At 35.4% G+C, this 24,732-nt stretch carries 20 protein-coding genes; 10 read left to right on the forward strand and 10 right to left on the reverse strand.

All coding sequences use genetic code 11. The features are described from left to right. Position 1 precedes the first annotated feature (1 nt). From VB798_RS08200 to VB798_RS08210, 3 genes are all read right to left on the reverse strand, one after another. Positions 2–3,178, reverse strand: a complete 3,177-nt coding sequence (locus VB798_RS08200) for an efflux RND transporter permease subunit (protein WP_323257802.1) — start codon at positions 3,176–3,178, stop codon at positions 2–4. Between the two features lie 24 nt (positions 3,179–3,202). Further along, the gene (locus tag VB798_RS08205) at positions 3,203–4,333 is read right to left on the reverse strand and encodes an efflux RND transporter periplasmic adaptor subunit (protein ID WP_323257804.1); all 1,131 of its coding nucleotides are present in this window, start codon (positions 4,331–4,333) and stop codon (positions 3,203–3,205) included. Positions 4,334–4,694: 361 nt separating this feature from the next. Continuing rightward, positions 4,695–5,288, reverse strand: coding sequence for a TetR/AcrR family transcriptional regulator (locus VB798_RS08210; RefSeq protein WP_323257806.1), 594 nt, complete (start codon positions 5,286–5,288; stop codon positions 4,695–4,697). Positions 5,289–5,693: 405 nt separating this feature from the next. Here VB798_RS08210 and VB798_RS08215 point away from each other — a divergent pair, with 405 nt between their 5' ends. Together VB798_RS08215 and VB798_RS08220 are read left to right on the forward strand one after the other, a co-directional pair. Further along, complete coding sequence (locus VB798_RS08215; protein ID WP_323257808.1) at positions 5,694–8,054, forward strand: TonB-dependent receptor domain-containing protein; 2,361 nt, start codon at positions 5,694–5,696, stop codon at positions 8,052–8,054. A gap of 207 nt (positions 8,055–8,261) precedes the next feature. Continuing rightward, positions 8,262–9,902 (forward strand): ABC-F family ATP-binding cassette domain-containing protein, encoded by a 1,641-nt coding sequence (locus VB798_RS08220; protein ID WP_323257810.1) that lies wholly within the window; start codon positions 8,262–8,264, stop codon positions 9,900–9,902. A 239-nt stretch (positions 9,903–10,141) separates the two neighbouring features. Here the strand turns inward: VB798_RS08220 and VB798_RS08225 are convergent, their stop codons facing one another. The 3 genes from VB798_RS08225 to VB798_RS08235 form a co-directional block, all read right to left on the reverse strand. Continuing rightward, on the reverse strand, positions 10,142–10,828 hold the full coding sequence (locus VB798_RS08225) for a TerC family protein (protein WP_323257812.1): 687 nt from the start codon (positions 10,826–10,828) through the stop codon (positions 10,142–10,144). A 96-nt stretch (positions 10,829–10,924) separates the two neighbouring features. Next, positions 10,925–11,800, reverse strand: coding sequence for an alpha/beta hydrolase family esterase (locus VB798_RS08230; protein ID WP_323257814.1), 876 nt, complete (start codon positions 11,798–11,800; stop codon positions 10,925–10,927). A 63-nt stretch (positions 11,801–11,863) separates the two neighbouring features. Next, positions 11,864–13,000, reverse strand: a complete 1,137-nt coding sequence (locus VB798_RS08235) for a hypothetical protein (protein WP_323257816.1) — start codon at positions 12,998–13,000, stop codon at positions 11,864–11,866. 119 nt (positions 13,001–13,119) lie between these two features. On the opposite strand from VB798_RS08235, the gene VB798_RS08240 reads away from it, so the two are divergent. Continuing rightward, positions 13,120–13,314 carry a hypothetical protein gene (locus VB798_RS08240; RefSeq protein WP_323257818.1) on the forward strand — a complete coding sequence of 65 codons (195 nt, stop codon included), beginning with the start codon at positions 13,120–13,122 and terminating at the stop codon, positions 13,312–13,314. A gap of 151 nt (positions 13,315–13,465) precedes the next feature. Then, positions 13,466–13,930, forward strand: coding sequence for a hypothetical protein (locus VB798_RS08245; protein WP_323257820.1), 465 nt, complete (start codon positions 13,466–13,468; stop codon positions 13,928–13,930). 214 nt (positions 13,931–14,144) lie between these two features. Here the strand turns inward: VB798_RS08245 and VB798_RS08250 are convergent, their stop codons facing one another. Together VB798_RS08250 and VB798_RS08255 are read right to left on the reverse strand one after the other, a co-directional pair. Next, positions 14,145–14,642 carry a YcxB family protein gene (locus VB798_RS08250; protein WP_323257822.1) on the reverse strand — a complete coding sequence of 166 codons (498 nt, stop codon included), beginning with the start codon at positions 14,640–14,642 and terminating at the stop codon, positions 14,145–14,147. Positions 14,643–14,949: 307 nt separating this feature from the next. Then, positions 14,950–15,630 (reverse strand): HNH endonuclease, encoded by a 681-nt coding sequence (locus VB798_RS08255; protein ID WP_323257824.1) that lies wholly within the window; start codon positions 15,628–15,630, stop codon positions 14,950–14,952. A gap of 524 nt (positions 15,631–16,154) precedes the next feature. Here VB798_RS08255 and VB798_RS08260 point away from each other — a divergent pair. The 4 genes from VB798_RS08260 to VB798_RS08275 all read left to right on the forward strand — a co-directional run bounded on the left by VB798_RS08260 (position 16,155) and on the right by VB798_RS08275 (position 20,710). Beyond that, positions 16,155–18,860, forward strand: a complete 2,706-nt coding sequence (locus VB798_RS08260) for an alpha-L-rhamnosidase (protein ID WP_323257826.1) — start codon at positions 16,155–16,157, stop codon at positions 18,858–18,860. Positions 18,861–18,872: 12 nt separating this feature from the next. Next, positions 18,873–19,826, forward strand: a complete 954-nt coding sequence (locus tag VB798_RS08265) for an SGNH/GDSL hydrolase family protein (protein ID WP_323257827.1) — start codon at positions 18,873–18,875, stop codon at positions 19,824–19,826. A gap of 199 nt (positions 19,827–20,025) precedes the next feature. Continuing rightward, positions 20,026–20,340: a type II toxin-antitoxin system HigB family toxin gene (locus tag VB798_RS08270; protein ID WP_323257829.1), complete on the forward strand. Its 315-nt coding sequence runs from the start codon at positions 20,026–20,028 to the stop codon at positions 20,338–20,340. 4 nt (positions 20,341–20,344) lie between these two features. Then, a complete protein-coding gene (locus VB798_RS08275) occupies positions 20,345–20,710 on the forward strand; it encodes a helix-turn-helix domain-containing protein (protein WP_323257831.1) in 366 nt (121 codons plus the stop codon). A 202-nt stretch (positions 20,711–20,912) separates the two neighbouring features. Here the strand turns inward: VB798_RS08275 and cydB are convergent, their stop codons facing one another. Continuing rightward, complete coding sequence (cydB, locus tag VB798_RS08280) at positions 20,913–21,947, reverse strand: cytochrome d ubiquinol oxidase subunit II (RefSeq protein WP_323257833.1); 1,035 nt, start codon at positions 21,945–21,947, stop codon at positions 20,913–20,915. A 37-nt stretch (positions 21,948–21,984) separates the two neighbouring features. Continuing rightward, positions 21,985–23,364, reverse strand: a complete 1,380-nt coding sequence (locus VB798_RS08285) for a cytochrome ubiquinol oxidase subunit I (RefSeq protein ID WP_323257835.1) — start codon at positions 23,362–23,364, stop codon at positions 21,985–21,987. A 331-nt stretch (positions 23,365–23,695) separates the two neighbouring features. On the opposite strand from VB798_RS08285, the gene VB798_RS08290 reads away from it, so the two are divergent. Continuing rightward, positions 23,696–24,325, forward strand: a complete 630-nt coding sequence (locus VB798_RS08290; RefSeq protein ID WP_323257837.1) for a 3-keto-disaccharide hydrolase — start codon at positions 23,696–23,698, stop codon at positions 24,323–24,325. Between the two features lie 134 nt (positions 24,326–24,459). Further along, positions 24,460–24,693, forward strand: coding sequence for a hypothetical protein (locus tag VB798_RS08295; protein ID WP_323257839.1), 234 nt, complete (start codon positions 24,460–24,462; stop codon positions 24,691–24,693). Positions 24,694–24,732 lie beyond the last annotated feature (39 nt).

Raw genomic sequence — 24,732 nt, forward strand, 5'->3', positions numbered from 1 at the left:
CTTAATTATAAGCAGCGACTAAATCTTCATGAATGATAGAATTAATCTCTGGTTTTTTTCTAGAAATTTTTTCGTGTAAGTATTGAAAAATAACAAATAACACTGGAATGATAAATAAGCCTAAGACTACTCCAGAAATCATTCCGCCTGCAGCACCAATACTAATAGAATGGTTACCTTGAGCCGAAGGACCTTTGGCATCCATCATCGGAATTAAGCCGACTACAAAAGCTAGGGAGGTCATAATAATTGGTCTTAAACGAAGTTTTGCTGCTTCTATTGATGCAGCAACGAGTTTCTTGCCTGCTTTTCTTCGTTGTAAAGCGAACTCTATAATCAGGATAGCATTTTTAGCCAACAGACCAATCAACATCACCAAGGCCACTTGTACATAAATATTGTTTTCAATGCCTTTCAAACCTATTGCTACAAATACGCCAAATATCCCTGTAGGTATTGATAGAATAACAGCAAAAGGTAGAATGTAACTTTCGTATTGAGCCGCCAATAAGAAATAGATGAATAACAATGAAAGCATAAAGATGATAGTAGATTGTCCCCCCGAAGAAAGTTCTTCTTTGGTCATACCTGAAAATTCAAAAGTATAACCTGTTGGTAGATGTTGCTTTGCTACTTGTTCTACAGCAAGGATAGCATCTCCAGAACTATAACCCGGTTTGGCAATGGCATTTACACCAATTGAATTAAAAAGGTTATAACGAGAAGCCGTTTCTGGTCCGTAAACACGTTTTAACTTTACTAGTGTATTAATGGGCACCATATTACCTAATCTATTCTTCACAAAAATACCGTCCATTGCAGAGATTTCAGTTCTCGCATTCTTTTCTGCCTGCACCATTACTCTGTAGTATTTCCCAAATCTATTAAAGTCTGATGCTTGAGCACTACCAAAATATGCTTGCATTGTTTGAAGAATATCCTTTACGCTTACACCTAGTTGTTCAGCTTTTACATCATCTACTTCCATATCGTACTGTGGATAGTCTGCTTTGAAAGCAGTAAAGGCAAATGCGATTTCTGGTCGTTTCATCAATTCGCCAAGGAATTTATTGCCAACTTCACTAAATTTAACAAGACTACCACCAGTTTTATCTTGTAATACTAAATCCAGACCATCAACATTACTAAAACCCGGAACGGTAGGGAAAGTAAAGACAAAGAAATTAGCTCCTTTGATACCACTAAGCTTTTGTCTTACTTCATTCATAATCTCATTAATGTCTGTTACGGCACCTCTTTCTTTGGCAGGTTTTAATAAGACAAAAGCAACACCTGACGAAGGGCTTGAAGATTGAGTAAGGATATTAAAGCCCGAAAGTCCCATCAAAGTTTTTTTAGATTCCATCGTCCCCAATACAGTTTCAGCTTGATGAATTACATTTGTGGTTCTTTCTAACGATGCACCAGCAGGCATTGATAGCGATATGGCTATAAACCCTTGGTCTTCAGAGGGAATAAAACCTGTCGGAGTTCTTTTTACCATCACGATGGTCGCAGCGATAACTACTACTAATCCACCAATACTTAGCCATTTGTTTCTTACCAAAAAATATAGACTTCTTACATAATTATTAGTAAGCTTATCGAATCCTTTGTTAAAGCCAATAAAAAACTTCTCCTTAAAACTAGCTTTTTCATGACCACCTTGGTGGGAATGATTGGCTTTTAAAAATAAGGCTGCTAAGGCTGGACTCAATGTTAAGGCATTGATAGCCGATATAACAATGGCAATGGCCAATGTAAAAGCAAACTGACGGTAGAAAACCCCTGTTGAGCCACTCATAAAACCAACAGGTAGAAATACCGCCGACATTACGAGCGTAATTGAAATGATGGCACCCGTAATTTCACTCATAGCCGAAGTAGTAGCCGCTTTCGGAGGAAGTAGTCGATGTTCCATTTTAGCATGAACAGCCTCTACTACCACAATGGCATCATCCACCACAATACCAATCGCTAGTACTAAAGCAAATAAAGTAAGAAGGTTAATAGAGAAACCAAAGAGCGACATAAAGAAGAATGTCCCTAAAATAGCCACTGGCACTGCAATAGCAGGAATAAGCGTTGAACGAAAATCTTGTAAGAAAATAAATACTACAATGAAAACTAAGATAAAGGCTTCAATCAGCGTAGAGATTACTTGGTCAATAGATTGATCTAAAGAGTCTTTGGTATTGTACAAGATAAGATGTTTTACACCTTTAGGAAAGTCTTTAGATGCCTTCTCCATTAGTTTGGCTATCTCAATCTGGATTTCATTCGCATTAGAACCTGCCAATTGCATGGTAGCAATATTAATACCTTGCTTGCCATTTACTCTTGTAAAGTTTCCATAAGTATAGGCTCCAAATTCAATCTTCGCAACATCTTTTAAACGCAATACTGAACCATCTGCATTAGAGCGAATCACGATGTTTTCATATTCGGCAGGTTTATTTAGTTTCCCCTTGTATTTAATTACATATTCAAAAGACTCCTTGCTACTTTCTCCAAATTTTCCTGGGGCCGCCTCTAGGTTTTTATCCTGAATGGCTGCCATTACTTCTTTTGGAGTAAGGTTATAGCTAGTCATTTGAGTAGGATTCAGCCATACACGCATTGAATAGTCTTTATTTCCTCCGAAAATCATGGATTGTCCTACGCCGGGAATCCTTTTAATTGCTGGAATGATATTAATCTGAGCATAGTTGGCTAAAAATGTCTGGTCATATGTTTTTTCATCTTCGGAATACATATCAACTACCATCATCAAACTATTTTGTTGTTTGGCAGTAGTAATACCCGCTTGCACAACTTCTGCAGGTAACTGACTAGTAGCTTGTGCTACACGGTTTTGTACATTTACGGCTGCTTGGTCAGGATTGGTTCCTAATTTAAAGAACACCGTGATGACTAATGAACCATCATTACTGGCGGTTGAACTCATGTAACTCATGTTTTCTACACCATTGATTGATTCTTCGAGTGAAGGAGCAACTGAACGCAATACTGTTTCCGCATTTGCACCCGGATACATTGCCATTACCTGTACTGCTGGCGGAGCAATATCAGGAAATTGTTGTAATGGTAATTTAGCAAGGCCTAAAACACCTAGGATTACCAATAGGATGGATATGACAGTTGCCAACACTGGCCTGTCTATAAATTTCTTAAACATAATGGATATTGAATAACTTGTGAATTAGTTTTTTGCAACTTCTTTATCAGTATTTTCAGGCGCAATGATAGTGCCTTCTTGCAAATTTTCGAAACCTTTGAATACAATTCTATTCCCGTCTTTTATGCCTTCTTTTACTAAATAATTGGTTCCACTTTTTCCAGCAATTGTGATGGGCTGTTTGCTTACTTTATTACTTTTATCAACCGTAAAAACAAATATTTTATCTTGTATTTCGATAGTTGCTTCTTGAGGAATCAACAAGGCATTTTCATGCTGAACGCTCAGATTTACTTTGCCTGTATTACCCGAACGAAGCAATCCTTTTGTATTTGGAAAAGTCGCACGTAAGGCAATAGCACCTGTATTTTTATCAAATTGCCCATCTATCATATCAATTCTTCCCTTTTCAGAATACACAGAATTATCTGGAAGTATTAACGAAACTGGCGGAAGGTTTTTGATTTTATCACTGATTGAAAAGCCTTCATATTGTGATTTAAAGGCGATAAAATCACTTTCACCCAATGAGAAATATACATGAACTTCATGAACATCCGAAAGTTGGGTCAACGCTTCAATATCAGCAGACGAGACCAAACTACCTTGCTTTTTAGGAAGTCTTCCGATAAAACCGCTTACTGGAGCTTTAATCAAAGTATAACCTAAGTTGATTTCAGCAGTATTTACTATCGCTTTGGCTTGAGCAATATTGGCTAAAGCTGTTTTATAATTGGCTTGTGCTGTTTTCAATTGATATTCAGAAACAACTTTGTTTTGTACCAATGGGCTTAATTTATCTACTTCCAGTTGGGCATTGATAGCGGCCGACTCAGCGGCATGAAGGCTAGCAATAGCGCTATTTAGTTGCGCACGGAAAGGTAAATCATTGATTTTGAAAAGGGACTGACCTTTGTTTACATATACGCCTTCGTCAACAAATACTTTTTCTAAATTTCCACTTATTTGTGGGCGAATTTCAACATTTACTGCTCCTTGAATGGAAGCAGGATATTCAGAAATAGTTAGTGCTGATGTACTGTTAATGTTGATAACAGGTAATGAAGGAGCGGTAACGGTCTGGACTATAGGTTTCTTTTCTGAACAAGCAGATAAAGTATAAAGGATTAATACACCTAAGAATATATTCTTCATGACTAATTTGATTTGTTAAAATGAATTGACTTAATGTAATTTTTAAAAACTTTGTTTTAATTGTTTGTAGTGCATTTGCCTTGAAATACATTACTGCTGTGTTTAGGATGTTGATTCATAAGGATTATTTAGTTTAAAATTTGAGGGAATTTAATCTTAATTAATTATTTAACAGTGTTAAGTAATAATTCAAAAAAATATTGTCGCTTATTATATAAAATCAATATTGAATATTTTTAGTTCATTAATGAGAATAAATAATTTAACAGTGTTAAATAAAATACTTCAAGAAAAATAACGGATGAAGAAAATTTAAATCATTAAGCCAATTGCTCGAATTTTTTGAAAATGAAATTTGAGATTAATTTAACGACCTTGTAATTCCAATAATGGCGTCTTTTAATATTTGAAGATTCATGTCGTTCGGCAAACCATTTCCAACCAAATTGATTGAAATCAGACCATGAACCACAGAGTAATAAGTATAATATTTCTGACAAATAGTATCATCATCAGCATTTTTATCACCCATTACTTCAATAATTGTTTCAGTAAACAAGTCATAAGGTGTTTGTACTTCTGGAAATGCTACCATGTGGCAGGTTGTCATTTCAACCCCAAACATTAATTGGTACATTTCTTTGTTTTCGAAAGCAAAGTTCCAGTAAGCCAACCACATAGCTTCCAATTGTTCAGTTGGATTCTCTTTACTTTGTTTTGCTGAAATTAAATCTTTATTAAGAACTAAATAACCTTGTTTGGTTAATTCTTGAAGGATTGCTTCTTTATTGGCAAAGTACTCATAAATAATAGGAGCAGTATATTCTATGGCATCAGCAATTTTTCGTAAACTCAAGCCCTGCCATCCTTCTTCCTTCACAATTTTACATGCTGCATCTAATATATTATTGCGGGTTTCTTCCTTTAACCTTAATATCCTGTCCTTACTTGCCATTTCTATAAAATAAATAATTTAACGCTGTTAGATAATATTAAAAGCATTTTGTTTAGAGATGTAAATTTAACATGATTTTATTTGTATGATGTATAAACTTACAAAATAGAAAAAAAGTTTACACTGATAAAAATAATAAGACAAAGACGGACACCAAAGCTGTAACAGTAAAAAAGGGAATGAAACGACTTTTGTTTTAAGTAAAAGTTTTTCAAATAGATTTTAGGTAATGGATTATCAGTGTTCCCTATAATTCCCAATACAAAAGTTATATTACTTTTCTAAATTGCGAACCATTTTTTAGTAAAAAATACCTCATCCTTTTATCAAATGAATCGCTAAATTTTAAAGATGCCATACTCCCAACAATTTCATAAATGTTTTCCCTTTATACTTCTACTTTTTATGCCCTTTTTAGGTTTTGCACAAGGAACGGTAAAAGGACAAGTAAAGGATGCTCAAACAGCTACAGCTTTGAGTTTTTCAACCATAAGAATTTTTAATAATGCCGACCAAAAGTTAGTTGGGGGCAATATTGCGAATGATGCAGGAGAATTTTCTATTCAAAATCCTTACGGTACTTATTATGCTTTGGTTGAATTTATTGGTTATAAATCTTTTAAATCGGCAGTTTTTACTTTATCGAAAGAAAAGAAGACAATCGATTTAGGATTGATTCAATTGGCTGCTTCAAGCAGTACTTTGGATGAAGTGGTGGTGCAAGCCGAAAAAAGTACGATGGTCTTGGCTTTGGATAAAAAGATTTTTAACGTCGGCAAAGATTTATCGAATGCTGGCGGTTCGGCTTCGGATATTCTTAGTAATATTCCTTCCATTTCTGTGGATGCCGAAGGTGGTGTAAAATTGCGTGGAAGTGATAATGTCAGGATTTTGATTGATGGAAAACCGTCGGGTTTAGTCAGTTTCAAAGGAGGTGCTGGCTTACAACAATTACAAGGAAGTTTGATTGAAAAAGTAGAAATTATCACAAATCCTTCGGCACGATATGAAGCAGAGGGAATGTCGGGCATTATTAATATCATTCTGAAAAAAGAGCAAAAACAAGGTTTCAATGGCTCATTTGAATTAATTTCTGGAAATCCTGCTAATTATGGCGTTTCGGCAAATGTCAATTATCGTCACCGAAAAGTCAATTTCTTCGTCAATTATGGCATTTCGTATCGTGATTTAAGAGGAAATGGTACATTATTTCAAAATGTGTTTTCGAACGATACAACTTTTACCTTGAATCAAACCAATAGCGGAAGTGTGAAAGGTTTGAACAATAATATCAAAGGTGGATTAGATTTTTTCTTGACGGATAAAGATATTTTCACGGCGTCATATTTATTAAGAAGAAGCGATGTGCGACGCATTACAGATTTCCGTTACGATGATTCTAATAATAAAACGGAAACTTTACATACGATTACTTATCGTCAACAAGATGAAACTGAAACTGAACCCAATTCAGAATATTCAATTACTTACAAGAAAAGTTTCGATAAAAAAGGTCAGGAATTGGTAACTGATATTCGCTATTTAGATTATTGGGAACGTTCTGACCAAACTTTCAAACAAAATGGATTTTGGGCGGATGGAAAACCTAATTCGGCTAATACCAAATTGCAAAAATCGCTTAATGATGAAGCGGAAAAGCAGATTTTATTACAAGTAGATTATATTCAGCCAATTGGGAAAGAAGGAAAAATTGAAACTGGCTTGCGAACCAGTTTCAGAGATATGACCAACGATTATAGTGTGACACAACAAAATGCTTCAGGTAATTTTGAGCCACTCGCTGGGCTCACCAATAATTTTGTTTACAACGAAAATATCTCAGCAGCTTACGGAATTATCGGTAACAAAACCAAGAAATTCTCGTATCAAGTAGGTTTGCGAGCAGAATTGACGAATGTGACAACGACCTTGAAGCAAACCAATGAAGTAAATCCAAGAGAGTATGCTAATTTATTTCCAAGTACACATTTTACGATGAATTTGGCGAATGAAAATGCCTTGCAAATTTCTTATTCAAGAAGAGTAAGAAGACCAACTTATAACGATTTGAGTCCTTTCGTTACTTTTTCTGACCAAAGAAATTATTTCAGCGGAAACCCCAATTTGAATCCAGAATTTACCAATGCTTTTGAGTTGGGGCATTTGAAGTATTTTGAAAAAGGTTCGTTTTCTTCTTCACTTTATTACCGACAAACATCTGGTAAAATTGAGTCGATTCGTTCTGTTAACTCATCTGGAATTTCTACGACTTTACCCTTGAATTTGCTTGGACAAAATTCTTACGGAGCTGAATTCGCCACCACTTACTCGCCAGCCAAATGGTGGAAATTAGATTTTAGCTGGAGCTTTTTCAGAGCCATTACCGATGGTTCAAACGTTTCAAGCAATTATAAAAGTGATACTTACAGTTGGTTTACCAGACAAACTTCCAAATTTAATTTACCTAAAGGCGTGGATTTACAAGTACGTGCGAATTATGAAGCGCCACAACAATTGGCACAAGGAAGACGAGGCTATTTATTTTATACCGATTTGGCGATGAATAAGGATGTGTTTAAAGGAAAAGGTACGCTTACTTTAAATATTTTGGATGTTTTCAATAGCAGAAGAGTAAGAACAATTACTGAAGGTGTAAATTTTTATTCAAACAGAGATTTTTTACCAAGACAAAGACAAATCAATTTGACTTTAAGTTACCGTTTGAACCAAGCAAAATCGGCTTCAAAACCTAAATTAGAAGAATGATTTTTCGATGTTGGATTTTCAAAAGATAGATTGTAGCGGCAATCCCTTGCGGTTGCCGTTTTGAATATGCGGTAACCGTAAAGGATTACCGCTACACAAGAAATGTTTAATTCTACTGCTCTTCAATTTAGGAACCTAAAGGGATTACCAAACAGATTTATAAAAAACTTTGTTTTTCCTTATCTTTGCACATCATAAAAAAATACAATGATTTCAATAGATAACGTAGCGGTAGAGTTCGGTGGAAGAGCTCTTTTTAGTGATGTCACTTTCAACATCAACGATAAAGATAAAGTAGCCCTGATGGGGAAAAATGGAGCGGGAAAATCTACGCTTTTGAAAATTATAGCAGGCGTTGATAAAGCCACCAGAGGCAAAATTTCAGCTCCGGGCGATGCCGTAATTGCTTATTTACCTCAGCACTTACTCACGGAAGATAACAGTACTGTTTTTGAAGAAACTTCTAAAGCTTTCTCGACAGTATTGAACATGAAAGCAGAAATTGATGAATTGAATACTCAGCTTGAAACTAGAACTGATTATGAATCAGATGAGTATATGCACATCATCGAAAAAGTTTCTGAATTGAGTGAAAAATATTATTCTATTGAAGAAATCAATTTTGATGCAGAAGTAGAAAAAACACTTTTAGGTTTAGGCTTTTTACGGTCAGATTTTACTCGCCAAACCAGTGAATTTAGTGGTGGCTGGCGAATGAGAATTGAGTTGGCGAAAATACTTCTTCAAAACCCAGATTTAATTTTATTAGATGAGCCAACCAACCACATGGATATTGAATCTATCCAATGGTTAGAGGATTTCTTGATTAATAATGCCAAAGCCGTTATCGTAATTTCTCACGATAGAGCTTTCGTTGATAATATTACCAACCGCACCATTGAACTGACGATGGGACGGATTTACGATTATAAAGTAAATTATTCTCAGTATTTACAACTCAGAAAAGAGCGTCAGGAACAGCAACAAAAGCAATTCAATGACCAGCAAAAAATGATTGCTGAAACCCAAGAGTTTATCGACCGTTTCAAAGGAACGTACTCAAAAACTTTGCAGGTACAGTCAAGAGTAAAAATGTTGGAGAAGATTGAAATCGTAGAAGTAGATGAAATAGATACTTCTGCCTTGAACTTGAAATTTCCACCTGCTCCACGCTCAGGTAATTATCCTGTTATTGTCGATAATGTCAGTAAAAGTTATGATGACCATGTCGTTTTCAAAGATGCTTCATTGACTATTGAAAGAGGTGAAAAAATAGCTTTTGTAGGAAAAAATGGTGAAGGTAAGTCAACAATGGTAAAAGCTATTATGGGCGAAATTCCTTTTGAAGGTGATTTGAAATTAGGTCATAATTCCATGATTGGCTATTTTGCTCAGAATCAAGCTTCTTTGTTGGATGAAGATTTAACGGTTTTCCAAACGATTGATAATATTGCAGTGGGCGAAGTTCGTACTAAAATCAAAGATATTTTGGGGGCATTTATGTTTGGTGGCGATAGCGTTAACAAAAAGGTTAGAGTATTATCTGGGGGAGAAAAAACTCGTTTGGCAATGGTGAAATTGTTACTTGAGCCTGTGAATTTGCTGATTCTGGATGAGCCAACTAACCACTTGGATTTAAAAACCAAAGATATTTTGAAAGATGCTTTGAAGAGTTTTGAAGGAACAATCATCTTGATTTCTCACGATAGAGATTTCTTAGACGGATTAGCTAACAAAGTATTTGAATTCGGCAACAAGCGAGTAAAAGAACATTTTGAAGATATTACGGGCTTCTTGAGAAATAAGAAATTAGAGAATTTGAGAGAAATTGAACGTAAAGAAAAGTAAGAAATATAAGTCATCCTGAATTTTAAAGTTATAAAAAAGCGGTCGAAAAACTAATTTCGACCGCTTTTTTATGATTGATGAGTAATGAATTCCTACTGTTTGAGCGGAGCGAGTTTAGGAATTCTTGATTTTTTTGTTACTTTTTGTATCAAGACAAAAAGTAAGGACGAGAACAAATCCAAGAATTTTAAAAACTCGCTATTTAAAGTGAAAATTCTGGATAACTCATCATATTGTATCTATTTTGCACTTTTTCTAATCTGAATTACATTCACTAAGAAAGAAAATGCCATTGAGAAATAAATATATTGTTTTGGAATATGAAAAGCTAAACCTTCGGCAATCAACGTTACGCCAATCATCATCAAAAAACAAAGGGCTAAAATCTTCAAAGATGGATGTTTACTGATAAAATTACTGATTGCACCCGCCACCATCATCATAATTGAAATCGACACAATTACTGCTGTATACATCACCCAAAGTTCATCTACTAAACCAACCGCAGTGATGATACTGTCGATTGAAAATACCAAATCTAAGATAATGATTTGCCCAATAATCTTTGAGAACGAAGTATAAATAAAGGGCTTGTCGTCATGTTCATCTTCTGTTTTTTCAAAAATTTCTTTGTTACTCTTGTACAATAAAAACAAACCTCCGACAATCAGAATTAAATCTTTTCCAGAAAAATCTATATCCGAAATAGTAAATAGCGTTTTGTCAAGTTTCATAATCCAGCTAATACCTGCCAGTAAAATCAAACGAGTAATTAAAGCCAAACTTAAACCAACTAAACGAGCTTTTTTGCGCTTTTCAGCAGGAAGTTTGTCGGATAAAATAGAAATAAAAATAATGTTGTCGATACCTAAAACGATTTCGAGAACGATAAGCGTAATGAGTGAAATCAGAATTTCTGTTGTCATGTTTTAACTTAATTGAGTTGTTTTAGGCTAAACATACTTTTTATTGAAATATTGTACCAGCCAACACATTTGGTTCTTGCCAAAGAAAAATTACATTTAATTCCGCATAAAAAAAGCCCAAGCTTCTAAATATACATCAATATCATTAGGATAATCGTGTTTCCCGCCGATTACTTTCAATAAAGTTACTTCTGGTTTTTTCTTTTCTTTGAAAGTATATTTTTCAATGGTTTTATGATCGTTCGGGTCATTATCAGGTAATTTTTCCAAGCTTGGCTCGCCTTTGTAACCTGCAAGACTTGCCCAATAATCAAAAGTGCGGTCAGTTGAACGAACGAAACCTAAATTTACTGTCGGACCAAGTTTTACTTCTCCACCTTGATATGGATTAATTGGATCTAAAGTACCATTGACAATCATTACTGGTTTCGCTATTCTTTTTTCAGCACAGTCAAAATTGTTTGTATCAGGTAAATTAGCAACGATTGCTGTGATGGCTCTAAACTTTTCGGGCATCGTCAGCGCTAATTTATATGCCATGTGTCCACCGCCAGAAGTACCAACAGCAAATACTTTCTTCTCATCAATTTGATATTTCTCTTTGAAATAACTAATCATTTGTCCGAAAAAAGCTTCTTCATTGATGTTCTCTTGATTAGCGGCTGAATTTGCTGTTTTTCTACATTCATTCCAATAACGTTTGTAGCCATTTGGAAAAACCAAGAGTATATTTTCTTTAGCCGCCAATTCTTCAAACTTTTTGGTAGGCTCATAATTTCCATACTTTCGGATAAGCATTCCGTCGCCTTGCGAGCCATGCAAAACAAACACTAAAGAAGCTTTAGCTTTATTCGTAGGCAGATAATAGAAGCTTCGAGAATGGTTTTCAATCATCATCGAATCGGACAGAATTTGCGCTTTAGTTAGTTGAAAACAACAGATAAAAAGTATTAATGAAAGAATTTTTTTCATAGTAAATTGAGATTTTTTGGATATTGGTCGAAGTATAATAGGAAATTGTGAAATAAAGTATTTTTATTGCATAATCTCTGACGAAACTAATACAAAATCGTATTTTTCAATTAAACGATAGGTATCCATTGTCAGCGAGCCATCATATTTAATCCTACGTCTAAGGCTTCTTATATCAACCAAAACCCATTTCTCTTTGTCGTATAATTTTGAAAATACTTTTGGGTTTTCGTTATCATTACTTTCAAAATCATCAATGATTTTGCCTTTTTCAGTGGTATATCTCACCATACAATAAACATTGGCAAAATTAGTTTTGTTATGTTCTGCTACTTCAAAAATGGCATTTCCTATATCGTAAACTTTTGTTATTAAATTCATGCCTCTTGCTAAATGATTACTTCCCATTTTGAAAAATATTTTTTCATCTTTAGTCTTCAGAGCGTCATAATATTTATAGAAATTACTTTTCATCAAGCTTGCTCTTTTGGCATTGTCGCCTTCGTAATAAATCTCTTTTGAGATTTTAATTTCATTGGCTAATTGTTTTAAACTTGGCGACTTCACTACTTTTGTTAAACTATCTAACAGTTTCCCGTTAGGCATCCACCATTTAGCCAACAGGCTATCAGCAACGGGTTTATACTGTTGTTTCAACGAATTCGGGACTCTGTTATACAATTTGTTGATACAATAAGGAAATGTCATTTGAAATTCTTGGTCAATTCCCCAAATAGTATAATTCAATTTGTTGGCTGTTTGTAGCATTTGTATGTCTTCCTTACTTTCAAAAAAAGGAAAGGTAGGTCTGATATGATTCTCTTTTGAAAAACTTTGAATCGTTTCTAAAGGATTACTGGTTTTAGCAATTTTCATTAATTCCGATGCCACGAACGGACTTGTTTCAACACACCAAGTTTTATAGCCATTCTTTGAAGCACTTTCCAAAGCAAAGCTTGTCAGCTGAGAAAGCATTGGCGAATTATGGTATTCGCCCCAAGCCACAAATTGATTTTCGGCAAAAAGATTCTCAAGGATTGTCCATCCTTTTCCATTGGGTTTTTGTCCGTCGAAAGTAAAGTAATTGGTATTTTCAGCGATACATTTATTGAGTCTTTGTTCGTCCGTAAGGGCTTGTTTACTTTGTCCGAAAGTACAATTGACAATCAATAGGCAAAGGATTAAGAGGCTTTTTTTCATGATGATGCTTGTTTATGTGTGTTTAGAATAATTTGTAGGCTGAGTTTGAAACCAAAAGTAAGTAAGGATTGAAACAGCGTGGTAAATTTTGTACCTTTATTTGTCAAATATAAGGAATTATGAGAAGAAAAATAGCGATGGTTTTTAACCAAACTGATTTGAAAAACAGTAACCAAGCTCTTGAAGATTTTAGCTTTTGGCAGAGTAAGACACCTCAAGAACGTTTAGCAGCAGTTACCTTTCTGGTGAATCAAAATCTAAAACCCTTACAAAGAATGGATAAAACTATTTCTTCTCAAAAAACAATGAAGTAATGACACTTGAACCAGACTTTGAAGATTTTATATCTCAATTGAATCAACACCAAGTCGAGTACTTAGTAGTTGGAGGATACGCAATGGCATTTCACCAATTGGTAAAGCGTAACAAAAGGCAATATTGAGAAATAAATTAATATTTTTATTTATGAATGTATTTATAACATTAGGTTTAAGGACAACTGAACCTTACTTTGATAATATTCCTAATATTGAAAAAATAATAATGGGAGATTTTTTCAATAAGCATATTTTACATAGATATGAGTTATTTGAAGGGAAACCAGAAAAAATATTAGATATATTATGTGAAGAATTAAACGATAAAGCAACTGATGTTTTAGTAAGTTATGCCTGTGAAAATATCAAACAGATGTTGTATCTATCCAATAAACTTAAAGAAAACAATCATCGATTGCATACTGTATTCATTCCCTCACCAGAGCTTTTATTAATGAAAGTCGAAGAAGAGTTAGAATTTACACGTAAGCACGCCAACTTTGCAAGTTGTACGGAATTGCAGATTGAGGAAGGCTATCAAGAATGGCTAAAAATATACGAAGAAATAAGGCATGAACTGCCTAAATATGGTATTGAAGTAAAGGATGTTTAATATACCCTCCGTAGGAACGGTATATTTCGTTCCTACGGAACTATGTTTGGGAAAATGGTCTTGCGGTTTTCTACCGATATACTGTCCCTATCGGGACTTTTGTTCTTGCTGTTGTTTCCCTTAACAATTACTCGCTTTGCAGACAGCGTCTGCATTTTACTTTATCTTTCAATTCGAAAGAATACTTTGAACAGCGAGGGAAATATTGCCAGCATTAGCTTTTGTGTTTTTCCCCTTTCTTTCTGGAAAGAATAAATTCAATTTCTTCGCTACTTCTAAATATTTTATCGGGTAAATATATACTTACACCATTTTCAGGCTTTAAAAGAATGCCATTCTTTGTTTTAACGATGTCTTTAAGACCATCCCATTTAAACTCTCCATCAGCGAAGGTGCTACTGTGTTTTATCGTGGCTTCATTAAACTCAAGAGTCATTGGCTGGTTGAATACTCTACTATCTAATCTATCTTTTAGCCACTTTTTCTTCTCATAGTGAACCTTGTAATACTCGTAAATCCCCAGACAAATAAAGACCAAAGGAAATATACTTAGCTTATTATTTTTATCCAATAAATACAAACCTATTCCAAAAACTATCATAATGATTGCAAAAACAGGCTCATATTTTTTTAGCTTTAATGAAGAAATCATTTCCCGATAAGCTTCTTCATAGTATTGCCTATCAAGTACATAAGTCAAACTGAAATTCATTGATTGTGAAATTATGTTGGTTAAAATACTTTGAAATAACCGAGTAGCTCAATACTCCGTAGGAGTAAAATATCGGTAGAAATGTTTTGTGAAAGATAATCATAGTTCCGTAGGAACGGTATATTTCGTTCCTGCGGAACTATGTTTGGGCAATGGTCTTGTGGTTTTCTACCGATATATTGTCCCTATCGGGACTTTTGTTTTTGGTGTTGTTTCACTTAACAATTACTCGCTTTGCAGACAGCGTCTGCATTGTATTTATCGTTCAATTTGAGAGAAGTGTTTGAATAGCCGAGGTTATTTTGTACTATTGTTGTTCAGTTTTTAACGCATCTATACTTAATTTTAGATACTGGATTAAATCTAAAACTTTATTTTGTGGATAATAATTAATCCCTCCATAAAGCAATTCAGAAATAATTTTTAAATCTTGTGTCTTCAGGTCAGCCATTCTGGCTCTTAATTCCATTTCAACTATTCCTCTTTCCTCGTGACATTTTGAACACAAACATCTTAAGGCGTCAATTGGGTATTGCCAAGGCTCCAAGCCATATTTATAGTAGCAATGATGAACTTCTAAGTTACTTGTATTACCACAATCTTGACATTCAAAATTAGCTTTTACTCTTACTTTATTTCGTTTAAGTATCCATCTTTCATCTTTTAATTTTTCAAAATAGTTTATGTTTCCTAAATTTTTATTCTCCTTAGTAACTCCATCAAAATAAAAACCATAACTCCAACTATGCCCCATTTCCATATAATACCCAAATGATTCTATTAATTCGTCGAACTCATCAGAATCACCATAATTCAAAATGAAATTAAGTCCCCCTTCTGATACAATTACAAAATCACTATCGTTTAGATGTTCTTCATTTCGTTCTCTCCATTGCTCAATGCTATATATTTTTGTGTCGTTGTCAAGTTTATTTTTTCTTAAATAGAGATTTATACTTTCTATTAATTTCTCTTTTTGCCCCTTCATTTATTTTGGTTAGTTTAAAATTCAAACAACTTGCAACTATACAAAAGTTTTATGAAAACTCTGGCATAGTTAAAATATACAAACCGTCCAATCCCCTAAAAGTATCACTTTAACCCTAAACATAAAAACCCTAAAACATCTTTTTACTCAGAATTTATTATACGGTAATTTCTTCCTGCACGTTGCAGGAGCAAAACATCGGGTGATAATTCCTTCCTGCACATTGCAGGAGCAAAACATCGAGTGATGATTCCTTCCTGCACGTTGCAGGAGCAAAAAGATACGCTGAAATTCCTTCCTGCAAGTTGCAGGAGCAAAACATCGAATGATAATTCCTTCCTGCACATTGCAGGAGCAAAAAGATGCGTTGAAATTCCTTCCTGCACGTTGCAGGAACAAAATAATACGCTGAAATTCTTTCCTGCATGTTGCAGGAAGGAATTTAACCCACAAAAGAGAATAGCTTCTAATATTTTCTACCGTAATTTCCTTGCTCTTATATTTAGATTTACTCATAAACAGCTATGAACCTTCCATTTTCTTCCATGCGTCTTTGTATTTTATCTGCTTTTTTGTTGCTTGGTCAAGGTATTTTGGGCAATACGCCTTGCCAACTCAGGGCTTTGCAGTGTGAGTATTTGGTCAATCCTTTGGGAATTGATGCACCTTCGCCACGATTTACTTGGCAGTTGGCGGATGCCCGAAAAGGGGCAAAACAAAAGGCGTATCAGGTTTTGGTCAATACTGATTCTTTGGCTTTAAGCAAAGGCATTGCGAATGAATGGAATACTGGTCAAAAAAACACTTCCCAAACCTTAGTGAGCTATCAAGGCAAGGCTTTGCAGGCTTTTACTAAATACTTTTGGCGTGTAAAGATTTGGGATAAAGATGGACAAACGACGATTTCTGACATTGCCACTTTTGAAACGGGCATGATGAACATGAGTAATTGGCAAGGTGCTTGGATTAGCGATTCGAGGGAGGTAAATACCAAGCCTGCTCCTTATTTTAGAAAGAGTTTTCAGAGCAACAAAAAAATCGTTTCGGCACGTGCCTATATTGCCGTGGCTGGTTTGTATGAATTGTATATCAATGGTGAAAAAATCAGTAATCACCGCCTCGACCCGATGTACACTCGTTTTGATAGACGTACTTTGTATGTGACGCACGATGTGACGAAGCAATTACAATCGGGCAAAAATGCCATTGGTGTACTCTTGGGCAATGGTTGGTACAATCATCAATCGACAGCCGTTTGGTATTTTCACGAAGCACCTTGGCGTGGTCGTCCCACTTTTTGCATGGATATTCGGGTGAAATATGCCGATGGAACAAGCGAAGTAATTGCTACGGGCAAGGATTGGAAAACGGCTTTGAGTCCGATTATTTTCAATAGTATTTACACGGCAGAACATTACGATGCCAGACTGGAGCAAGCCGATTGGAACAAAGCTAATTTTGATGATAAACATTGGAAAGAGGTAATTTTTAGAACTGCTCCTTCCAACAATATCGTCGCTCAGGCTTTGCATCCGATTAGAAATGTAGAAGAAATTTCGAGCAAAAGTTTAAATAAAATCAATGATAGTACCTTTGTTTTTGATTTGGGCAGAAACATTTCGGGCGTAAGTAAAATTAAAGTTTCGGGCAAAGCGGGTACGGTTTTACGCTTGAAGCACGCTGAAAGGTTATACCCGAACGGAAGAGCGGATTTATCAAATATTGATGTGCATTATCGCCCGACGGATGATAAAGACCCTTTCCAAACGGACATCATTATACTTTCGGGGAAAGGCGAAGAAAGTTTTATGCCACATTTCAATTATAAGGGTTTTCAATATGTAGAAGTAACGAGTTCGCAGCCGATTCAATTGACGAAAGAAAGTCTTTCGGGCTATTTTATGCACAGTGATGTACCTGTGGCTGGAAATGTGACTACCTCTAACCCGACCATTAATAAAATTTGGGCGGCTACGAATGTTTCTTACTTGTCGAATCTATTTGGTTATCCGACCGACTGTCCACAAAGAGAGAAAAATGGTTGGACGGGCGATGCCCATATCGCCAGCGAAACGGGATTATATAATTTTGACGGCATTACGATTTACGAAAAATGGCTTGCCGACCATCGTGACGAACAACAAGCCAATGGCGTTTTGCCTTCTATTATTCCTACTGACGGTTGGGGTTATGAATGGGGAAATGGCCCAGACTGGACAAGTACCATCGCCATTATTCCTTGGAATATCTATTTGTTTTATGGCGATACCAAGATTTTGGCAGACAATTACGAAAACCTCAAACGCTATGTCAATCATATAGAATCCATTAGTCCAAACGGATTAACGACTTGGGGCTTGGGCGACTGGGTGCCTGTCAAATCAAAATCACCAGTTGAATTAACTTCTTCGGCTTACTATTTTGTAGATGCCAGCATCTTGGCAAAAACCGCCAAGCTATTTGGCAAAACCGCCGATTATGAAAAGTATTCAGCTTTGGCAGAAAAGATAAAAACAGCTTTCAACAACAAGTACCTCAACAAAACAACAGGCATTTACGGAAGCGGATTCCAGACAGAACTAAGCGTTCCGCTGTGTTGGGGTTTAGTGCCAGAAGAATTGAAAGCCAAAGTAGCTGAAAACTTAGCAAAGCGAGTAACAGCCGACAACAACCATTTAGATGTAGGCTTATTGGGTACAAAAGCTATTTTGAATGCTTTAAGTGAAAATGGTTATGCCGATGTAGCGTATAAAATCGCTTCGCAAGAAACCTTTCCTTCTTGGGGCTGGTGGATTGTCAACGGGGCAACGTCACTGTTTGAAAATTGGCCGATTGATGCCAAAAGCGATATTTCAATGAATCATATTATGTTTGGTGAAATTGGAGCTTGGTTGTACAAAGGCATCGGGGGAATCAAACCTGATGCTTCTCAGGCGGGTTTTAAAAATATCATTTTAGCACCTAATTTTGTAGAAAACCTAAACGCTTTTGAAGCTTCGCATGATAGTCCGCAAGGCAAAATTATTTCTTCATGGAAAAGGGTAGGAGAGAAGATTGTCTATACTATCACCATTCCTGCTAATGCAACGGCAACAGTTTTACTGAATGTAAAAACCAATCAGCATATTCAAAAGCAGTATTCGGTAGTAGAAAAAAGTATTTCCATTACGCATAAACAATTAAAAATTAATACATTAACAGCAGGAACGTATCAGTTCGAGATTCAGTAAATTAACCAAAACATGAAAAAAAGTATTTTTTCTCTATTCCTTATTTTAGTAGCATCAATCGCTTTTGCACAAGTAGCACCACAGCCATTGTTTAAACCAGAAATTAAAAAAGTATTATTTCTGGGCAATAGCATTACTTACGCAGGCAATTATGTCAATGACATTGAGGCATATTGTATTGCTCATTTTCCCAATCAAAAGATTGAATTTATCAATGTTGGATTGCCCAGTGAAACTGTTTCGGGATTGTCGGAAGATGGTCATGCCGACGGAAGATTTCCCCGACCAGATTTGCACGAACGCCTATCAAGAGTATTAGCAAAAACAAAACCCGATTTAGTCTTTGCCTCTTATGGCATGAACGACGGCATTTATTTACCTTTAGATTTAGTCCGTTTTCAGAAGTTTAAAGATGGCATTCAATGGTTGCACGACAAAGTAGTGGCTTCTGGGGCAAAAATAATCCACCTGACACCACCGATTTACGATGAAGTAAAAGGCAAGAAAATTGGCTATGCTGATGTCTTAGATGTATATTCAAATTGGTTGATAGAACAAGCCAAAAAAGAAAAATGGGAAGTAATAGATGTGCATTATCCGATGCAAAGGATATTGGATGCACATCGTAGATTAGACCAAAGATTAGGTATTGAAACCTCTTTTGCTTTGGCAAATGATGGCATTCACCCAGCCGAAGCAGGGCATTGGATTATGGCAAAAAGCATTTTGATGCACTTAGGAGCAAAAGAAATCATCAAAGCAGGAACGATTCAAGCAACACTTACTAATATTGAAAACCCAGATGCTTTTATAAAACTGATTACTGAAAGACAAAATATTTTAAAAGACGCTTGGCTAACGAATATCGGACATTCACGTCCAGAAATGAATAAAGGTTTACCTTTGGAAGAAGCACAAAGCAAAGCCGAAGCCTTAGAAGTACAAATTCGGGAAATGGCGAAGTGAGTGAGGAGTTTTGAATGATGAATTGTCCTTGCCTAAAATATCGTGTAGCGGCAACTCTTGCGGTTGCCGTTTTTGTTTGCCTGTGGAACGGCAACCGCAAGGGATTGCCGCTACGCTTTAAGGCAATTATCATCTTTTCTGAACAACATTTGTTTCGATTAGTTTTTTTAAAGAATACTTCCCAAATTGTGGAACTAATTTGATTATATTTGTAATAATGAGGATTTATTCACATAAAACGCTAAAAGAATTTTGGGACAAATACCCTGATGCAAGAACTTCTCTGGAAATTTGGTATGAGAAGATGGAAGAAAACACCTATGAAAACCCTAATCAAATTATTGAAGATTTTAAAGGAGCAGATATAGTAGGAAACGGTAGAATTGTTTTTAATATCGCCCTAAATAAATACAGATTAGTTGCTTATGTTAGGTACAAATTCTTTGCTGTTTACGTTAGATTTTTAGGTACTCATAAAGAATATGACAAAATAAAAGACATTTCAAACATTTAGACAAATGGAAACTAAAATTCAAATCAAGCCAATTACCAATGAACAAGAATTTGCGGAAGCAAATGAGCTTATTGAGTTACTTTTAGAATGTCCTGAAGGTTCTGAGGAAGAAAAAATATTAGAAGCTATTACTATTTTGGCAAGCGAATATGAAAAGAAACATTTTCCAATTCCAAAACCAAATCCTATTGAGGCAATCAAATACAGAATGGCAGAATTAGAATTAAATCAAAAAGACGTAGCAAAATATTTTGGCGGAGAAAATAGAGTGTCTGAAGTATTGAACGGAAAAAGACAGTTAAGCCTTAAAATGATTAGGAATTTACACAAAAACTTAGGTATTTCTGCCAATACTTTAATTTCAATATAGATTTTCTTTCAATCATTGCAAGATTGAGATATTCAGAACTTGTAGTGGCAATCCCTTGCGGTTGCCGTTTTCGTTTGCCACAATATGGAATGGCAACCGCAAGGGATTGCCACTACATTAAAAATTAATGCTTAGTATAGAAAAGGGAGCAAATATCTTTATAAAATATCCCCCCAATCACTAATTCACAACTCACTAAATCCTAATAAGAACTCTCATCCAACTTTACTTTCCCTTTAAATGTCCAGAATACAAAGAAAGTATAAGTAGCTACAATCGGTACGCCAATTGTGGCAAAGAGCAAAATAATCGACAACGATTTTTCAGAAGAAGCTCCATTATAAATGGTAATTGAGTAGGCTGGATTGATGGTTGAATGGATGATTTTGGGAAATAAGTTCATCGCTACCGTCACCAAAAGTGATGCCATCGTAAATGCAGAAGACATAAATGCCAACATATATTTTCCTTTTTCTAACAGTATTCGGGTGTTGATGATAATCAAAACTGTAATCAAAGGCACGGCAAAGAGTGTAGGATGGGCTTTGAATGTAGCTGACATACTAGGAAAATATACCAATGTTACCATTGTTTGCAAGATATAACAAACCACAAAAAAGCGACTGGTATCACTTACCATAATAGATAATTTGGTATAAAGTCTTTTTTCGGTTTTCATTACTAAATATATTGAACCGTGCATCGTGCAAGATGCTAAAGTAGTTAAACCCGTCAGTAAGGCGTAAGGATTCAATAATTGTACAAAATCTCCTTGGTATTCAAAATTCTCATCAATCGGAATACCTTGAATAAGGTTTCCTAATACAACGCCTAATAGAAAAGCAATCATCATACTTGAAATCGAATAAATAATATCCCATAGTTGTCGCCACCAAAGCATGGTTTCTTTACTTCTGAATTCTATGGCAATGGCACGCAAAATCAGCACCATCAAAAACAACATAAAGGGAATATAAAAAGCAGACAATAATGTAGCATATACTTCTGGAAAACCCGCAAATAATGCTCCCCCACCAATTACCAACCATACTTCGTTGCCATCCCAAACCGGTCCAATGGCATTGAGGGCGATTCTTCTGCTTTCTTCTTTTTTGAAAAGTAAATGAATGGCACCTGCTCCTAAATCGAAACCATCTAAAATGGCATAGCCTGTAAAAACCGCTCCGATAACGGCAAACCACCATGTGGGCAAATCTATTCCTAAAAAAGTAGCCATAAGCTTCTGAGTTTATGAGTTGAAGGTTTAAGAGAGGTTAGTCTAAAATTGGATTATTCCGTTTTGAAGAATCTATAATTTCATCTTTTTCATGATGGTCACTTGGTCCATGTTTTATCTTTTTGTTGAGTAAGTAAATAAACAAAATAAAGAGTAATACATAAATTACAGTAAACATGATAAGTGAAAACCAAACTTGATTTGCCTTTACAGATTTAGAAAGTGCGTCGGAAGTTCTCAATAAACCATAAACCACCCACGGTTGTCGCCCTACTTCGGCAGAGTACCAACCTAATTGATTCGCCAATTGCGGTAATAAAACCGAGAATGAGAAAATTCTAAACAACCATTTTTGATTAAACAAAGTCCCTTTATACCATAAAAAAGAAGCTAAAAGTGTAAGCCCAATTAACGCCATCCCGATTGCCACCATCAAATGATAAGTCTGAAAAACAAAATTTACGGCTGTTGGTCGGTCTTCTTTTCGGAAGGCTCTGAGTCCTTTTACGGGCGTTGTAAAATCTTGGTGAAGTAAAAAAGTCAAGCCTTTCGGAATTTTCAAGCCTGTTACTTCTTCCTTTTTTGTATCAACAAAACCCAATAAATACATATCTGCCACGGCTGAACTATCATAATGTCCTTCAAAAGCCGCTAATTTGGCAGGTTGATTTTTGGCTACCCCATCTGCTGAATGATGCCCCGTAAATAATTGTGCTAATGAAGAAATTGTTGCGACCGTCAAGGCGATTTTAAAAGCTTTGCGAGAAAGTGCTACATGGCGTTCTTTATACAAATAATAAGCGTGAACACTCAGAACCAAAAAAGAACCTGCCAAAAATGAGCCAATCCAAACGTGTGACAATCTGTCCACAGAAGAAGGATTGAAAACCATTGCCCAGAAATCTGTAATTTCAGCTCTTGCTTTTAAGCCTTCGCCAACGATGTGATAACCCGCTGGTGTTTGTTGCCAAGAGTTAGCGACCACAATCCAAACGGCTGAAAACATTGAACCAATCGTAACCATAATGGTTGCAAAAAAGTGTACTTTCGGACTTACTCTATTCCAACCGAAAATCAAAATTCCTAAAAATCCAGATTCTAAAGCGAAAGCGAAAATACCTTCTGCCGCTAAAGCAGAACCAAAAATATCACCTACATAACGAGAGTAAGAAGCCCAATTGGTACCAAATTCAAATTCCATTACGATACCCGTGGCGACACCGATACCGAAAATTAGGGCGAAAATCTTAATCCAAAAACGGGTTAATTGTTCATAAACTTTGTCGCCTGTTTTTAAATAGAGACCTTCCATACAGACCATCACCAAGGCAAGACCAATACTTAATGGCGGATAGATATAATGAAAAGCAATGGTAAAAGCGAACTGAATCCGAGAGAGTATTTCTACATTATCCATGAGCTGAGGGTATAAAATTATTCCTCAAATGTAAGCCACGGAGCGTCATTTCTACCTTAAAATACCTAAAAAATTAAGTATTTTTTTGCCTTATTTCTGCAAGATTTTATCATCTACTAAGTAAGTTTAACAGACTCAAGAAAATATATAATTATTAGTACTTATTAGGTTTGAGAAGAGGCTAGAAAATGAATTTTCGAATACTCTCTGAAGTAATTACCCTACAGAAACATATACAGCGATTTTCAACGTTTATAGCCAAAATGTATTCGTAATTTAGCGATTCAATAAAACAACCCATTCCTTCCAAAGGAATTCAAATCATTCAAACATGAAAAAACTATCTTTAGTACTGTTATTCTTAATATCAATGAGTCCTGCTTTTTCTCAGAAAAAAGAAAAAGGTTGGTTTTCGCTTTTTGATGGAAAATCTTTTGCTGGTTGGAAAGTAAATGAAGAAAATCCCAATACGTTTTCTATCGAAGATGGAACGATAAAAGTAGCAGGCGAACGTACTCATTTATTTTATGAGGGAACTGTTGGGAAACACGACTTCAAAAATTTTGAGTTAAAATTAAAAGCGAAAACTTTACCGGGTTCAAACTCAGGTATTTTTATTCATACAGCTTACCAAGCTTCTGGCTGGCCCGAAAAAGGTTATGAAGTACAAGTAAACCAAACACATGGCGACTGGCGTAAAACGGGAAGTTTGTATGGTATCAACGACGTGAAAGAAAATTTGGCGAAAGATAATGAGTGGTACGAGTATCATATAATTGTGAAAGACAAAAGAATTGTTATTAAAATAAACGATAAAGTAGCGGTTGATTATACAGAGCCTGATACTCTTCCAGCTGACCGTGGGTTGAAAAAACTTAGTTCAGGAACAATTGCTTTACAGGGACATGACCCTAAAAGTGTAGCTTATTTTAAAGATATTAAAATCAAGATTTTAGAGTAGTATTGTTTAGAAGTGTTTAAAAATCTTTTATAAAAGGTGTAGGATAGCAGTATCTTGCACCTTTTTGGCTTTGAAACTTGCTTTTAGAAGCTTATGTTTGTCCTACAATATCTAAAACATAATTAAAACTAGCTATGATGAAGTATTTAACGCAAAATGGAGAAGTACTTGAAGGAGAGACTTTCCCTGATATTATTGTTGCCTTTCGTAATGGATTACAATTTCCAGCCAATCAAACAACATTGGAGTTTATGGTTAGTTTTGCCAATAGACATTTTAAGTCAAATGGTTCAAAAATTAGTACGCTTTCTTACGGTGCTTTTTTAGCGGACTTGGTTTCTAATAAGTATCTGACAAAAGCTGAATAAAAATCAAGAGACTCTCTTTAAAACTGATTGAGTGTTTTA

Source organism: Arcicella lustrica, assembly GCF_034930985.1.
In the GTDB taxonomy this organism is placed as follows: Bacteria; Bacteroidota; Bacteroidia; order Cytophagales; family Spirosomataceae; genus Arcicella; species Arcicella lustrica.